The 16,439-nt window shown below is 35.1% G+C and carries 14 protein-coding genes; 6 read left to right on the top strand and 8 right to left on the bottom strand.

Features of this window, described 5'->3' with window-relative positions; all coding sequences use genetic code 11:
• Positions 1-11: 11 nt before the first annotated feature.
• Positions 12-1,415: a RagB/SusD family nutrient uptake outer membrane protein gene (locus LX80_RS11635; RefSeq protein ID WP_111296653.1), complete on the top strand. Its 1,404-nt coding sequence runs from the start codon at positions 12-14 to the stop codon at positions 1,413-1,415.
• Positions 1,416-1,643: 228 nt separating this feature from the next.
• On the opposite strand, the gene LX80_RS11630 is transcribed toward LX80_RS11635, so the two are convergent.
• The 4 genes from LX80_RS11630 to alaS all read right to left on the bottom strand — a co-directional run bounded on the left by LX80_RS11630 (position 1,644) and on the right by alaS (position 8,178).
• On the bottom strand, positions 1,644-2,768 hold the full coding sequence (locus tag LX80_RS11630; RefSeq protein WP_111296651.1) for a TlpA disulfide reductase family protein: 1,125 nt from the start codon (positions 2,766-2,768) through the stop codon (positions 1,644-1,646).
• A 38-nt stretch (positions 2,769-2,806) separates the two neighbouring features.
• Positions 2,807-4,252, bottom strand: coding sequence for an Asp-tRNA(Asn)/Glu-tRNA(Gln) amidotransferase subunit GatB (gene gatB, locus LX80_RS11625; protein WP_111296649.1), 1,446 nt, complete (start codon positions 4,250-4,252; stop codon positions 2,807-2,809).
• 147 nt (positions 4,253-4,399) lie between these two features.
• A complete protein-coding gene (locus LX80_RS11620) occupies positions 4,400-5,386 on the bottom strand; it encodes a PDZ domain-containing protein (protein ID WP_111296648.1) in 987 nt (328 codons plus the stop codon).
• 164 nt (positions 5,387-5,550) lie between these two features.
• Complete coding sequence (gene alaS, locus LX80_RS11615) at positions 5,551-8,178, bottom strand: alanine--tRNA ligase (protein WP_111296795.1); 2,628 nt, start codon at positions 8,176-8,178, stop codon at positions 5,551-5,553.
• Between the two features lie 344 nt (positions 8,179-8,522).
• Here alaS and LX80_RS11610 point away from each other — a divergent pair, with 344 nt between their 5' ends.
• Entirely contained in the window at positions 8,523-9,494 is a 972-nt protein-coding gene (locus LX80_RS11610) for a M23 family metallopeptidase (RefSeq protein WP_111296646.1), read from the top strand.
• 39 nt (positions 9,495-9,533) lie between these two features.
• Positions 9,534-9,764 (top strand): hypothetical protein, encoded by a 231-nt coding sequence (locus LX80_RS11605; RefSeq protein ID WP_111296644.1) that lies wholly within the window; start codon positions 9,534-9,536, stop codon positions 9,762-9,764.
• On the opposite strand, the gene LX80_RS11600 is transcribed toward LX80_RS11605, so the two are convergent.
• Positions 9,761-10,192, bottom strand: a complete 432-nt coding sequence (locus LX80_RS11600) for a YybH family protein (RefSeq protein WP_111296642.1) — start codon at positions 10,190-10,192, stop codon at positions 9,761-9,763. The two genes, LX80_RS11605 and LX80_RS11600, sit on opposite strands and share 4 nt — an antisense overlap.
• 110 nt (positions 10,193-10,302) lie before the next feature.
• On the opposite strand from LX80_RS11600, the gene LX80_RS11595 reads away from it, so the two are divergent.
• Genes LX80_RS11595 through LX80_RS11585 form a run of 3 tightly spaced genes read left to right on the top strand, consistent with a single transcriptional unit; the run spans position 10,303 to position 12,114 of the window.
• Positions 10,303-10,848: an RNA polymerase sigma factor gene (locus tag LX80_RS11595; RefSeq protein WP_111296640.1), complete on the top strand. Its 546-nt coding sequence runs from the start codon at positions 10,303-10,305 to the stop codon at positions 10,846-10,848.
• Positions 10,849-10,886: 38 nt separating this feature from the next.
• A complete protein-coding gene (locus LX80_RS11590; RefSeq protein ID WP_111296638.1) occupies positions 10,887-11,666 on the top strand; it encodes a hypothetical protein in 780 nt (259 codons plus the stop codon).
• A 31-nt stretch (positions 11,667-11,697) separates the two neighbouring features.
• Complete coding sequence (locus tag LX80_RS11585) at positions 11,698-12,114, top strand: hypothetical protein (RefSeq protein WP_111296636.1); 417 nt, start codon at positions 11,698-11,700, stop codon at positions 12,112-12,114.
• 21 nt (positions 12,115-12,135) lie between these two features.
• Here the strand turns inward: LX80_RS11585 and LX80_RS11580 are convergent, their stop codons facing one another.
• The 3 genes from LX80_RS11580 to mrdA form a co-directional block, all read right to left on the bottom strand.
• Positions 12,136-12,882, bottom strand: coding sequence for an MBL fold metallo-hydrolase (locus tag LX80_RS11580; RefSeq protein WP_111296634.1), 747 nt, complete (start codon positions 12,880-12,882; stop codon positions 12,136-12,138).
• A 91-nt stretch (positions 12,883-12,973) separates the two neighbouring features.
• On the bottom strand, positions 12,974-14,329 hold the full coding sequence (gene rodA / locus LX80_RS11575) for a rod shape-determining protein RodA (protein ID WP_111296632.1): 1,356 nt from the start codon (positions 14,327-14,329) through the stop codon (positions 12,974-12,976).
• Complete coding sequence (gene mrdA, locus LX80_RS11570; protein WP_111296630.1) at positions 14,322-16,430, bottom strand: penicillin-binding protein 2; 2,109 nt, start codon at positions 16,428-16,430, stop codon at positions 14,322-14,324. The genes rodA and mrdA overlap by 8 nt, the downstream gene beginning before the upstream one ends.
• Positions 16,431-16,439: the final 9 nt, after the last annotated feature.

Genomic DNA, 16,439 nt, shown 5'->3' with positions numbered 1-16,439 from the left:
AAATATTGATTATGAAACAAAATATATTTAATAGACTTTTAATACTTCTAGTATTAATTGGCCTTTTAGGAAGTTGTAAAAAAGATTTCTTAAATAGAAATCCTTATACCTCCCTGCCTCCAAATCTTGCTTTGGGAACTGAAGCGGATTTGTTAGTTGCATTGAGGGGAGCTTATGCAGGTTTGAGGAACACCGATTTATTTGGCAGAACTGTTCCTGTTGCTGGTGATTTGTATCCAGACAATGTATATGTATCTGTAAAAAACTCTGGACGCTATATTCAGTTTAATACTTATAATATGGTGGTTTCAGACGGTAACGTTACAGGCTTTTGGAATGCAGCTTATAATACTATTTTACGCGCAAATAATATTATTAATGCTAATGTAGCGAGTTCTGCTAATGTAAACCAATACAAAGGAGAGGCTTATGCTATTAGAGCTTTATGTTATTTTTATTTGGTGCGATATTTTGCTAAGCCTTATACAGATGATCCTACTTCTCCGGGAGTTCCTATTATCTTATCTTATGATGTTACTCAACAAGCATCGAGAAGTTCCGTGGGAGATGTTTATAATCAAATTATAAGTGATCTTACAAATGCTTATAATAACATGACTAAATTTACTAGTTCTGGTCAATTTAGTAAATATGCTGCAAGAGCTTTGCAAGCTAAGGTATATTTGTATATGGCAAATAATGCTAATGCAAAAACCGCAGCTTTAGATGTAATTAACAATAGTGGGTTTACTGTTGTAAACACCTCTAATTTTGTTTCTTATTGGGGTAGTGGTGCTGTGCGTACAGATAAATTGGAAACATTATTTGAAGTTAGTTCAGATGCAATTAATAATAATGGTTACGATGGCTTAGCTAATATTTACAATCAGTTAGGTTATGGAGATTTACTTTGTTCTGATGCTTTAACTGCACTATATTCTACAACTGATGTGAGATATACAACTTGGTTGTCATTTGGTACTAGAGGTGGTTTACCTGCAACTTTTATAAATAAATATAAAAACGTCTTTGGTTCTGCAGATCCAGACGATACTAAAATCATGCGAATGAGTGATGTTTATTTAATAGCTGCAGAAGCCTCACTTCCTAGTGATGAAACTTCGGCAAGAACATATCTAAATTATGTTGTATCTAGAAGGGATCCGGCATTCCCCGGTTATACATCTACTGGTGTTCAACTATTTAACGACATTATAACCGAAAGAAGAAAGGAATTAGCTTTTGAAGGTGATAGATATGGTGATTTAAGCAGACTTAAATTAGACATCAATAGAAGTAATAATTATCCCGGTATTGCTTTAACTTTACCTTATTCTAGCTTTAAACGTCTTTTCCCCATTCCACAACAAGAATTAGATGCTAATAAAAATATGGTAGGTAATCCTGGATATTAATTTAATCTTAATAACTTTAAAACAAAAGAAGCATTTCAATTGAAATGCTTCTTTTGTTTTATTAAAGCATATGCTTCATAATCGCTTTATAGAGTATCCTAAATAATTTGGGGTTTTATTAAAGTTTAATTTTCAATGAGTTAATTAAATTTTTTTGCTTTGCTTAACTTTTAATGATTATTATTTCGATTTAATTATTGAGAATTTACTTGCCTAATCAATCAAATACTATTTCAACACCTCTGCTAACTTATTTTGTAATTCCTCTCCTCTTAATTCAACACCAATTATTATTCCTTGTGGATTCACCAACACATTAAAAGGTATACCACTTATTTTATACAAATCAACCACACTGCTTTGCCATTGCTTTAAATCACTTACCTGAGTCCAGGTTAACTTGTCATCGTGTATGGCTTTTAGCCACGCTGATTTGTCATTATCTAACGAAACACCCAATATGGTAAAATTTTTATCCTTAAACTTATTATAGGCCGCAACTACGTTAGGGTTTTCGTGTCTGCAAGGACTGCACCAACTGGCCCAAAAATCAACTAATACATACTTACCTTTAAAATTATTGAGTGATACCATTTTACCGGAAGTATCTGCTAAAGTAAAGTTTGGCGCAGGTTTGTTTAGTAAAGCAACTTTTGGATCAGAGGCCAATTGTGCATTAATGATTTCCTGTAACCTTTGAATGCCTGCGTTATCTTTAAATTTAGTAGCAGATATATCTACCAATTGTTTAATAGCATCGGGTTGCATGGTTTTGAATGCCTTACCAATTACATAATACGTAAATGCGGCACTGTTAGATTCTTTAATGGTTTGTGCTAAAAAGTTGTTGAAGTTATTTAGAAGCGTTTCTTTTCTTAAATTAATAGAAGCTAGTAAGGCACTGTCCGGATGCGGCGTATTTTGCAAAGAATCTGCCTGTAAATAGGCATCGGCTAAGGGGCCAAATTTGTTAATGTATGCTTCTAAAAATTGATGTAAGGCTGTTGATGCGGCTGAACCTTTAGTGGTATAAGATTTATAATTGTGAGCATCCATCTCAACTTTAATATCCTTGCTATCATTGATAAATAAAATTTGAGGACCATTGTCAATGGCTAATAAGTATAAACCCTCTGCGCTTGCTGTTCCTCTTAATTCGAAATTGCCATTTGAGGCCAGCGTAGTTGAATCAACTACCACCGGTTGTTGGGCACCAAAAGGTAATGCTTCTAATAAAATTTTATTGGAAGGTGAATTTTGAATTTTACCGCTTACAATAAAGGCACCATATTTTTTTTGTTGGCATGCTATTAACGCCATGCCCAAAATAACAACGGATAAAAATTGTTTCATAAATAATTGTTTATTGATTGCTGTATTTGAATGATATGCTATTGCTCATTTAAAATTTTTTCCAAAGTACTGGTTGTTAATTTTGGATCTGCTTTGCCTTTGCTAATTTTTTTAACTTCACCTACAAATAAACCTATTAACCCTTTTTTCCCTTTTTTGTATTCATTCACTTTGTCCGGCATGGCATTAATTACTTGCTGAACCCAAGTGCTAATGGCATCCTCGTTTGAAACTTGTATTAAGTTTAATTTTTCTGCAGTAATTGCCGGATTATCATTGTTGTTGATAATTGCAGGTAAAAGTTTATTGGCTGCGGTAGAAAAATTAATCTTTCCATCATCAATTAAGGCAATAATGCCTGCTAATGTTTGCGGTAGTAAGGATATTTTTTCAAAATCAATACCCAGCTCATTTACATGTTGCTTCAGTGGTCCCAGTATAAAGTTAGCAATAGCTTTATAATTATGGCTGTAATTAGTGGTAGCAATGAAGTAAAATGCAGTGTGTTTATCTTCACATAACTGATGTGCATCGTAAGCACTTAAGCCATAATGGGTTTGAAATGTACTTTTTAATGCATGGGGTAGAGCCGGCATGCTTTTTTTTATATCATCTATATATGATTGATTGATGAAAAAAGGAACTAAATCAGGATCGGGGAAATATCGATAATCGTTGGCTTCTTCTTTTTCGCGTATCGCAAAGGTGGTATCGTTAGTAGCGTCAAAACTACGGGTTTGTTGTGTAATTATTTGGCCACTCTCAACCAGGTTTATCATTCGTTCTATTTCATATTCTATGGCTTTTTTTACATTTCGAATTGAATTTAAGTTTTTTACTTCTACTTTCGTTCCTAGTTCAGATGAACCGGTAGGACGAATTGAAATATTGGCATCGCATCTTAAACTGCCTTCCTCCATATTACCGTCACTAATTTCTATCCATCGAACTAATTTTCTAATTTCAGTTAAGTATTGAAATGCTTCTTCCGCTGAATGAATGCATGGTTCTGTTACAATTTCAATAAGTGGCGTTCCGGCACGGTTATAATCTAAACAAGTAAAACCATCAACTGCATCATGAATGCTTTTGCCCGCATCTTCTTCTAAATGAATGCGGTTTAAATGTATTTGCTTTTCATTTCCGTTAACACTAATGGTGATATACCCCCCCACGCAAATTGGTGTGGTGTGTTGTGAAATTTGATACCCTTTGGGCAAATCGGGATAAAAATAATTTTTTCGGGCAAAGCAGTTTAGTGATTCAATTCTACAATTACAGGCTATGCCCATTTTAACTGCATATTCAACAGCTTTTTTGTTCATTTTCGGTAAGGTACCCGGATGAGCTAAGGTAATAGCATTAACTTGGGTGTTAGGCTTACGCCCAAATTGGTTGGCATCGCTTGAAAACAATTTACTTTTTGTTTGTAATTGAACATGTACTTCAAGGCCAATTACAGGTTCATATTTTGAATAATCCATTCGCTTTTTAAAAATTACACATCAAAATTGTTGCCGTAAAGGTATCATTTTATCGGGTATTGACAGGTTAACTCATAAAAATAGCGCAGCCATGCTATTATAGGCATGGCTGTAAGCTATTATATTGGGGGTGCATGAATGCTGTTGTTATAAAGTTGCTTTTTTAATGGGTTTAGGGAAAACTACAGTAGTATTGTGTTTTTTGCCGTTGCGTAAGTAAGTAATGTCAACTGAATCGCCTTCCTTTTTGCTGTTTAATGCTTGTTTTAAATCTTCAATGCTTTTTACGGCATTACCGTCAATTTGTGTTAAAATATCGCCTTTCTCTAATCCGGCCTTTTCAGCAGGTGAATTGCTGTTTACATCATTTATTTTCACTCCTGAGTTATCATTTAATTCTTCAATTTGCACGCCTAACATTGGTTTATTATTTGGCCTAAAATTAAAATCAGGGTTCATCGGCATAGGTGGTATGGAAAAATTAAAATTTCTCATACCCCATTGATTTTCATTGCCGAGTTGAAATGAATTATTTTTTTCTAAAACTGCCTTTGTGTTGCCGGTTTTACCATCGCGTAAATAAGTGATATTAATTGTGTCGCCGGCATTGTATTTTCCAATAGTTTTATATAAATCTTCGCTCGTTTCAATGTCTGTATTATTTACTTTCACAATAATGTCACCTGGTTTTAAACCTGCTTTAGCTGCAGGTGATTCTTCACTTACTTCTTTAATTATCACACCCTTTGTATTTTCAGCTTTATCAGTGTAAACACCTAATTTGGCTTTGTTGGTTGAAATAGTATTATTGCCGGGCCCCATTCTTCTAAAATATTGTACACCGCCTTTGGGCATGGTTTGGCGAAACATTTTTTCCAATTCTGATTGCAGGTTTCCTAAGTCAAAGGAATTGTCGCTGGTATCTGTTTTCATTATTTCTACCGAACCATCTTTCCACTGGTCAACAGGTTTGCCATTTACGGTAATGTTTTTACCGTCAATAACAATAGTGGTTTTTTGCTGTGGATTTCCTTTTCTGTGAATAATAATGTCTTCATTTTGTTGCGTTTGTGCTTGCAAACAGAATGTTGTTCCCATTAATAACAAGGGTAGAATGAAAATTTTTTTATTCATAACGGCTAATTTTATGTGTACGAAAAATTTAGTAGTTCAAAAGTAGTGTAATTTCTGAATTACGAAAAGTTTCGGAAATGTTAAAAAACAATGCTTATATTCATAAAAAAACCGGTAATCACCTGTTAGGCATACCGGTTTAATTAAGCAAAACATTTAGACAATTATAAAAGAGCCTTAACCGCGTTAAATATATTGGAAATATTACTTGCATCTTGCCCGCCGGCAGTAGCCAAAGTTTTTTGACCTCCGCCACTTCCCTTTATAATGGGGGCAATTTGGGTTTTAATTAGTTGATTAGCATCCATTTGTTTCTGCTGTATCCAGCTCTCTGAAACAAGTATAGCTGCAAATGGCTTCCCTGAGATATTAGCAGCTAAAACAACTACATACAAATCGGTTAGTTTGTTTTTTAACTGAAAACATATTTTTTTCAACATATCGGGTTGCAGTACTTCTACTTGTTGCCCAATAAATGTAGTGCCATTAACGGTTATGGCTTGCTGAAGCAAGCTTGTTTCAATTTGGTCTATACTCTTTTGTTCTAAATAGGATAGTTGTTTTTTTAGTAAAGTATTTTCTTCAATTTGCTGTTCAATTGCTTTACATAAATCTTTTGGATTTTTAAGCAATGTTTTTGCCTGCTGTAATTGTTCTAATTGATGCATTACCCACTTTTCAGATGCAATACCACAGGCTGCTTCAATACGGCGAACGCCGGCAGCAACGGCAGTTTCGTGCTGAATAGTAAACAATCCCAATTCACCGGTATTGGCTACGTGAGTTCCACCACACAATTCAATAGAGTAATTGGGGTCAATAATGACTACTCTAACTAAATCGCCATATTTTTCACCGAATAAAGCCATTGCACCCAATTGTAATGCTTCCTCTTTAGGAAGTGTTTTAATTACTACAGGAATATTACTTCTAATTTTTTCATTCACCAAAGCCGCTATTGCATTTAATTCTTCGGGGGTAACTTTAGCAAAATGCGAAAAGTCGAAACGTAAATTTTGTTCGTTTACCAAACTGCCTTTTTGTGCAACATGTGTACCCAACACTTTTCTTAAAGCAGCATGCAACAAATGGGTAGCCGTATGGTGTGCCATTATTGCTTTTCGTCTTTCAACATCAATTTTTGCTGTAAAGTTCGCATGAATGTTAGAAGGTAAGGCTTCTGTAAATTGAATAATTTGGTTATTTTCTTTACGGGTATCAATTACAGCAATGCTTTCGTTTTCTGATTTAAGCCAACCTGTATCTCCAACTTGCCCGCCACTTTCCGCATAAAAAGGGGTTGCATTTAATACAATTTGGTAAGCATTTTTGCCCTTTGTTGTTATTTTTCTGTATTGTACAATTTGTGTTTCAATATTGTAAGTATCATATCCCACAAATTCAGTAAATGCCTGTGGTTGTAAAACAACCCAATCATCTGCATCAACAGTTGCTGCTGCACGAGAACGATTTTTTTGTTGTTGCATTTCCGCTTCAAACCCTGCATCATCAACTTGTAAATTATTTTCTGCGGCAATTAATTTAGTTAAATCAATAGGGAAGCCATAGGTATCAAACAATTCAAATGCATTTTTACCGTCAACAACTGCATTATTTTTCTGGGCTTGCTGCATTAATTCATCCATTTTTTTCAAGCCCTTATCAAGTGTTCGTAAAAAGGCTTCTTCTTCTTCTTTAATTACTTTTACTATAAAGTCAATTTGTTGTTGTAATTCAGGAAATACATTTTCAAACTGTTTTGCTAAAGAAGGAAGTAATTGGAAGAGTAAGGGTTGTTTGTATTGTAAGTACGAAAAATAATAGCGAACAGCTCTGCGCAAAATACGACGTATAACATAGCCGGCTCCGTTATTAGAGGGTAATTGTCCATCAGCAATGGTAAATGCAATAGCGCGAATATGGTCGGCAATTACTCTAAAAGCTATATCTTGTTTAGATTGTGTATTGGTATATTGCTGGTGCGTAATTTTTTCTGTTAGGTGAATAGTGGGTGTAAATAAATCTGTATCATAATTGCTGTTTTTGTTTTGTAAAACCCGCACTAATCTTTCTAAGCCCATACCGGTATCTACATGTTTTGCCGGTAAAGGTTCCAGCTTCCCATTTTTTAAGCGATTGTATTGTATAAATACATTATTCCATATTTCAATTACCTGCGGATGATCTTTATTCACTAATAATTTACCATCGGTAGTTTGGCGTTCTTCGTTGTTTCTGCAATCAATATGAATTTCTGTGCAAGGACCGCAAGGGCCGGTATCGCCCATTTCCCAAAAATTGTCTTTTTTATTTCCGGGTAATATTCTTTCGGGGCTAATCCATTTACTCCATTCTGCTTTGGCATCTATATCTTCCGGCAGCCCTTCTGCTTCATCGCCCTGAAAAACAGTAACATATAGCCTGTCTTTATCAATTTTATAAACTTCAGTTAATAATTCCCAGCTCCAGGCAATGGCTTCGGCTTTAAAATAATCGCCAAAGCTCCAATTGCCCAGCATTTCAAACATGGTATGGTGGTAAGTATCAACCCCAACTTCTTCCAAATCGTTGTGTTTACCGCTTACACGTAAGCATTTTTGCGTATCGGCCACACGAGGGGCTGCCGGGGGGACAATACCCAGAAATACATCTTTAAATTGGTTCATTCCCGCATTGGTAAACAATAAGGTGGGGTCGTTTTTTAAAACAATGGGTGCCGAAGGCACAATTTTATGCCCTTTTGAAGCAAAAAAATCTAAAAATTGTTGACGTATTTCAGCCGATGTTAACATATTGCGTTTAAATTTTACTAAAAGTTTAGCAATCTTTACAATTACCTTTGCCAATTGTTTGGCAGTGGCCAAAGGTAAGTATAAACCATAACCCTTACCGTAGCCAATAGCTAAAATTTAACGAATAAGTTTTTAGGTATATGCAGTTGTTTGAATGAATGTTTTTGTTAATGTATTTAATGAACCATTTTCGAATTTGTATTGCAATTTATACAGCATTCATTTTGGGCAATACACTTCATAAGGCGAAAGGTAATATTTGCCAATTTATTGAATATTCTATGTGCTGTACCTTAAGTAAACCAGCCAACTGCTAAAATGCAGTTTTTAAAAACAAATTAAATATGCGAAAAATAAAATATTATTATAATACACATACATTACGTTTTGAAAAACTTGAGGTGCCATTACGTGTAAGAATTTTACAGGTAATTGGCTTTATAGCAGCTTCATTAGTAACGGGTATTTTGTTGATGTTACTGGTATTTCAATTTGTAGATAGCCCAAAAGAAAAATTATTACGGCAACAAAACAAAGATTTGGCTGAAAATTATTCTTTAATTCAAGAAAGGGTGAAACAGTTAGAATTGCAAATGCAGGAATTAGAGAATAGAGATAATAATGTGTATCGTACCATTTTCGAATCAACCCCCATTCCCGATAGCGCCCGCACAAAAATTATGGAAACCAAAAATGAAATTAAATTAATTGAGGGACAAACGGAAACAGAACTGGTGAATAATATTAAAAATCAATTGAACAATTTAACCTTGCGAGTAGCTTATCAAAGTAAAAGCTATAACGATATTGATAACATGATTAAAAACAAGGAAAAATTGCTGTTGGCAATACCTGCCATACAACCTGTAAGTAATAAAAATTTAAACAGAGTAGCCAGTGGGTTTGGATATAGAATTGATCCTGTATATAAAGTAACCAAGTTTCACGCAGGTCTCGATTTTGCAGCACCCATGGGCACTCCTATTTATGCTACTGCTGATGGGGTGGTGCAAAATGCTGGCTTTAATACCGGTGGTTATGGAAATGAAGTGGTTATTAATCACGGTTATGGTTATCAAACATTATATGGGCACATGTTTAAAGTTAAAGCTCATGTTGGACAGGTTGTTAAACGTGGCGAGGTAATTGGCTATGTAGGTAGTACCGGTAAAAGTACCGGACCACATTGTCATTATGAAGTACATAAGAATGGTAAACCCGTTGATCCCATTTATTACTTTTATAATGATTTAACCCCGGCTCAGTTTGATAGAATCTTGAAGCTGGCGGCTACTGCTAACCAAAGTTTAGACTAATGTTAATCAGAAAAAGGTTATTGTTTTAAAAAAAATGCAATGGACAAAGAAATTAAAGCCTTCTTTTTAAGAATTGTAAACACCATAGCAGTCATTTTGCTTTGGTTATTTATAAATATGGCCTTGGGTTTAAAATTAAGAATGGCAGAAATTGGCAGCCATATTTCATGGATAAATTGGTTGTTTTATATCTGGGCCCTCTTAACAGGTATAGCAGTTATTTTTTATGTGAAACGATTATGGCGCAATAAAATAAAGCTGCCCTATTAAGAGCTGTGGTCTGCAATAATAACCCATTTACCATTTATTTTTTGAAAAAGAAGGGTATAATAGCCCTCCAAATTACCTACGGTTCTTTCCAGCTGCCATTTACCGGTTACATAGTAAAACTTTTTCCCGAGAGGTTTCATTTGTAAAATGGTACTGGTAAAGTGCCCCATTGCTGCTTTGGTGGCATAATGCGCTTTATAATTTTTCAGCGTAGTTTCATATCCATATACAGGGCCATTTTTGCCAATAAATTGAAGACTATCATTTTTCCAGTATCCCAACATAAAATCATCCAAGTTGCCATTGTTCCAGGCATTTTCCTGCTGTTGTAATATTTTGGTAATGGCTTTAGTTGCTTTAGCATTTTGTGCCGGCAAATAGGTACTGGACAGCAGAAGCAAAATGAATAAAAAATATCTTTTTTTCATATAAATGTCATTTCAAAATTTACAATTGGGTTGGGTGTACAGCTAAAAATAAACTTTTTGAATAAAGTTACGTCTTAGCAACTTAATGTAATTTTTATTAATTTTCCTGCATGCAAAATGATGATGCTTTATTATTATATGAATTTAAAGAGCCTGCCACAAAAGAAAGGGCTTTTACCGCTATAGTAAAAAAATACCAGGAAAAACTTTACTGGCATGTACGAAGAATGGTGATAAACCATGAAGATGCCAATGATGTATTGCAAAATGTGTTTATTAAAGCATGGCGCGGTTTAGAAAATTTTAGAGAAGATAGCCAACTATACACCTGGTTATATCGCATTGCTACAAATGAAAGCCTTACTTATTTAGAGCAACAAAAACGAAAAGGTGCTTTAAGTTTTGATGAAATGGAAAGTGGGCTAAGTAATAAAATTAAAGCGGATGAAAATTTTAATGCCAATCAATTAGAGTGGAAATTACAATTGGCCATTCAACAACTGCCGGAAAAACAACGGGTAGTGTTTAATTTGCGCTATTTTGATGAAATGCCCTATGAAGAAATGAGCAAAGTATTAGATACCAGTGAGGGGGCTTTAAAAGCCAGTTATCACCATGCTGCCAAAAAAATTGAGGAAATTATTAAAAATATGTAACCAATTAAACGAACAAGCTTAAAATTAGTCTTTACACCATGATGTTACGAAGTGATATGATATTGGAGGAATTGAAAGAACATTTTCCGGCACTGTTGCCAGCCTACAGAATTCAAGTATATAAGGTTCCCAATGGCTATTTTGACAAATTTGCCGAACAATTATTAGAAAATATATCGGATAATACTGTTGAATCTGTAACATTACCGGCTATTCAACAACCGTTTTCTGTTCCTAAGGGCTATTTTGAAAGTTTACCGCAGCAAATTCTCAATAAAATTAAAGCGGATAATAAGCCATTGTCTGTTTCGGAAGAATTGGAACAAATTGCACCTGCTTTATTAACTATTTCAAAAAAGCCTGTTTTTAGTGTTCCGGCTCATTATTTTGAAAAAAGCAATTTTACTGCAATTGCTAAAGGTTCAGAAAAAAACAACAATGGTACCGCTAAAGTAATTAGCATGCGTAATACGCGAAAATGGTTTTCATACGCTGCTGCGGCTGTTATTGCCGGCGTGCTTATTACCGGTGCTTTATGGAATAATTCAAGCTTTACCGATAGTTCAAATGTTTTCAGCTTAAACAAAGAAATAACCAATGTTAGCGATGATGCTATTCAGAATTATTTGAATAATGACGTCACTGCTTCCAACTACATTAATGATACTTCTATCATTGATTCTGATGAAGCTTTGCCCGATGTGCAACAAGGGCTCCAAAATATTAGTGATGAGGAATTAAGCGGATATTTAAAATCAACCGAAGAGAACAACAATGTACCCCCGGCAGCAGAAACAAAAAAAGAGAGTGGTATTTAACTTTTTTTTAATATATATTGAAATTACGGCGATGAAAAAGTTTGTTATTATAGGTTTAACCATGGTGTTTGTATTTATCGGGTTTACACTAATTGCGCAACCTGCTAATAACAATAGGTATGCGAACATTCAGGGGTTAAAAGTGGCATATATAACCAAGCAATTAAATTTATCAACTACAGAAGCTCAGCAATTTTGGCCGGTATATTATTCGTACTTAGATGAATTAAAAGAGGCTAGAAAAAATAATATGCACAATACCAATGCATTGGCTTTAGATGAGGCCACTTTAAATATTCGAAAAAACTATTATAATCAGTTTAAACAAATTTTGGGTACTAATGAACGTGCCAATAAGGTGTTTTTATGTGAAAGAAATTTTAGAATGGTTTTGAGAAATGAATTGGAAAAACGTAGGCAACTAAGAGCTGCATCTCCACAACAATAAATAATACTTGAATAATTTTTATTAAGATTGAAAAATGGGGGTATTAATATCATGGTAAAACAAGAATGCCCATTTTTCATTTTTTCCTTGTTCCCACCATTGCTGTCTTAATTGCATGGCTTTTTTGCCATCAAAATCATATTTGGCAATAAACTTACTTTTCATTTGTTGTAATTGCGGGGCATCATCTGCACCAAAAAATATGGTTTGCTGTGCTGTTTGAATGGTACATACCTGATGATAGGGGCTATGTGCACCTGTAATTTCATATTCAATACTATAATCAGTAAAAGCTAACTTGCCATTGCCATTTAGCCATTCTACCTGCGTATTGTTTTGCAATACTTCAATTTCTTCCGTCATGTATGAAGGGAAGCCGGTACTAAGGGCAAAATCGTATTCCTTTTTTTGCACGTAATATTTTGCATTGGGAAAAGTTAATTCATAAAAACCCAAATGATTTTTTTTGCTGATGCCTCCTGCATGATCTTTATGCAAATGACTTAACCATACTTTGGTAACTTGTTGGGGTTGAATGTTGTGAGCTATTAAATTTTGAACCAATTGTAATTGATTGTTATAGCTAAATCCCAATCCTGTATCAAGCAGTAAAACGTCATTTTCAGAAATAATAACAAAAGGTTGTACTTCTACCAGCAAACTTCCCACCGGTCTGCTTTGCAACTCATCGGAATTAAGGTTAAAAGGAACAAAAATTTTTGATTTATCTATTGTAAAACTGCCTTCGGATAATGGTATAATTTGCATGCGTGTTTAAATTTTCATTCAATAAAATGGCATTATATAGTTGGTAAGCAGTCGTAATAATTATTCCGCAAATATCCTGCTAATAAATGAATTATCGTAAAACCATTTGTCGGTCTGCATCAAGACGAAGCATAATAAAAATTAAAATGGTAAAGGTAAGTAATGAAGAACCCCCATAGCTAATTAAAGGCAGTGGTATTCCTATAATTGGAAATAAACCAATAGTCATACACACATTTACCACAATATGAAAAAATAGTATGCTGGCTACGCTATATGCATAAACTCTACTGAATGTACTTCTTTGCCTTTCGGCAATAACTATAATTCTCAGCAGCAAAAAAAGATAAATCAGTAAGAAAATAATACTGCCTACTAAGCCAAATGCTTCACCTAACGAAGTAAAAATAAAATCGGTGTGTTGTTCGGGAACATATTTACCACGGGTTTGAGTACCTTTCAAAAAACCTTTTCCCCAAATACCACCCGAACCTATGGCAATTTTACTTTGTCGTACATTGTAATCATCCGGTTTACGGGGTGGTTTATAATTGGCCTTGTTAGCATTGGTATGGTGGTGATTTTTACTGCAATCGTAATCCTTACCAACCATGCTGTAAATGCGCGTACTCTGATAGCATTGAAAAACGTTATTGAAAATGTAAGGAACTGCAAAACGTTGTATGCCTACGCTTAATGCCCATAAAACAATAATAATGGTTAACAGTCTTCTATTGCGTTTAAATTGTTTTCGCAAAATGTAAATAGTAATAATGGCAATGGCTGTTAATACTATTGCCAAAATATTGGGCTCAACAATTAAAGTAGCAATTACCAACACGCCAAATGAAAGGCCAAATATTAATAAACCCGGTGGTAATCCTTCTCGATACATTACAATGAAGAATGAAAGGTAAACGAGTGCTAACCCGGTTTCATTTTGAAAAACAGATAGTACTGCCGGGGCCATTGCTATGGCACCTCCAATTAATTGCGATTTAATTTTTGAAAAGTCTGTTTCTTGTCGTGATAAATACTTGGCTAAAGCCAATGCAGTAAAAATTTTGCATAATTCTGCCGGTTGTAAATTAAAGCCGCCACCAATGGGAATCCAACTTTTAGAACCGTTAATGCTTCTGCCAATAACAAATGTTGCCAGCATTAATATTATTCCAAAGGTGTATGAAAGATTGGCAAAGGCGGTATAAATTTTACTATCGGTGAGCAGAATAAAGATAGCAGCAACCATACATACACCCGCAAAAATGAGTTGTTTGCTATAATTGGTTTTGCCACTAATAAAGGTTGCCAATACATCTGTATTAGGTTTATATTCCACCATAAAAATGCAAAGAATACCTATCGATACCAATATCAGGTAAAGTATTACTACTGTCCAGTCAATACCAGGTGTTATGGTTTGTGTAGCGGTGTATCTTTTAGGCATTGATATCAGTGATTTTCTTTTTTTTATGTTCTGTTGTAATTAAATTGGCCATCCATGATTTTGGATGGTTGTCAGGAAGCTCTTGCGGGGATTGAGGCTTTTGAGTTGGTTCAACAATAGGTTGTGTAACCATTGTTGTTTCGGCTGATGTAGAATCCAAAATTTGCTCTTGAATATTTTGTCTGTTTTGTTCTTCCTCTTCTTTTTTCATTTTAATGGAATCTAGCCTATTCATTTCAGCTCGCATTCTTGCAGGTATTAAGTTTAACTTGGCAATTTCCTCAACTTTTTGTTTTCTGTCGGGTTCAGGTATTGAATCTTTTAAATATTGTTCAATCATTAAACTGGCAATAGGTGCGGCAGATTGTGCACCAAATCCGGCATTTTCACACAAAACGGCAATAGCGATTTTAGGATTATTGCGCGGTGCGAAAGCGCCAAAAAAGGCGTGGTCTTTTTGTGCAACTCCATGGTAATAATTTTGCACGGTACCTGTTTTGCCACATACAACAATACCTGGTACTTGTGCAGCTGCACCTGTACCATATTCCATTACGCCTTGCATACCATTTTGAACAGCATCATATACAGAGTCGGGAATTTCACGATCAGTAAAATGTTTTTCTTTAAAACGTACCAGTAAGTCATCAAATTCATTGCCTTCAATCGAGTCAACCATGTGGGGTGTATAATACCATCCTTTGTTGGCAATTGTGGCCATTACATTGGCCAACTGCAAAACGGTAGTACTTACTTCTCCTTGTCCAATGGCATTAGAAATAACGTTACAGGAGTTCCAGTTTTTGCCAAAAATTTTACGGTAATATGATGAAACAGGTAAGTTACCCGGCTGCTCCCCGGGAAGGTCAATTCCCAACTTGTGACCGAGACCAAAAGTGTAGGCATAGGTATTAAAAACTTTTAATGCACTATCTGCACCACCATAACGGGGTTGGTCAAGAATACGTTTATACACTGTAGCAAAATAGGTGTTGTCACTATGGGCAATAGCTGTTGTAAGGTTAAATGTTCCCTTATCTAAACATTTGGGTCTGCCATTACCACAACCCCAAAAAGCGCCATTACAAACTACAGAGAATCGTTCATTGATAACGCCTTCTGATAAACCAATAATACCTACAACAGTTTTAAAAGTTGAACCCGGGGAATAAGTAGTATAAATAGCGCGATTGAGTAAGGGCAAGCGGGGGTCTTTGTATAATTTATTGAAATGTTTGCTGCGTTCACTTCCTGTTAAATAATTGGGATCATAACTGGGGGCACTTACCATGCACAAAATGCCACCGGTTTTGGGGTCAATGGCTACTATACTTCCCACTTTATTGGTCATTAATTTTTCACCCAATGCCTGTAATTGAGCATCCAGGCTTAGATATAAGTTTTTACCGGCAATGGCAGCAGTATCAAATAATCCATTTTCATACGAACCTTGTATGCGGCTACGGTTATCTTTAATATAGCGCTTAATACCTCTTTGACCCATTAATACCTTTTCATAAGTACGTTCAAGTCCGGTCATACCCGTATAATCTCCCATTTCGTACCCTTCATCTTTATGTTTTGCTAAAAAGGCAGGGTTTACTTCAGCCGTATAACCCAAAAAATTTGCACCAATGTGTAAAGGATAACTGCGAACTGAACGTTCACTTAGCTCAAATCCGGGGAATTTGTATATGTTTTCACTTAGTCGGGCATACAATTCCTGCGAAAGCAATGGTTCAAACACACTTGGTCTTACGGAAGTATTCTTAAAAATAATATCCCGCATTCTTTTTTTGTATTCTGCGGTATCTATTTCTAATAAATTACAAAGCGCTAAAGTATCAATTCCTCTTGCTTCTGAGGGGGTAACAACCAAATCAAACATAATGCTATTTTCCAATAGACTTCTTTTCTTTCTATCGAAAATAATGCCGCGGTCGGGGTAAATTACTTTGCGGTAAATAGCATTGTTTTCTGCCTGCAGTTTGTATTTTTTTGAAAATACTTGCAGATTCACCAGTTGTGCCGCTATGATAATAAACACCACCCCAAATAAAATTTGTATAACCCTGCTTCTGCTTTGGTTAAATACCGGCATTGATTGTTG

The organism is Hydrotalea sandarakina, from assembly GCF_003254115.1.
In the GTDB taxonomy this organism is placed as follows: Bacteria; Bacteroidota; Bacteroidia; order Chitinophagales; family Chitinophagaceae; genus Hydrotalea; species Hydrotalea sandarakina.
Note: the sequence above shows the minus strand (reverse complement) of the source record. Positions and strands in the feature narration are given on the sequence as shown.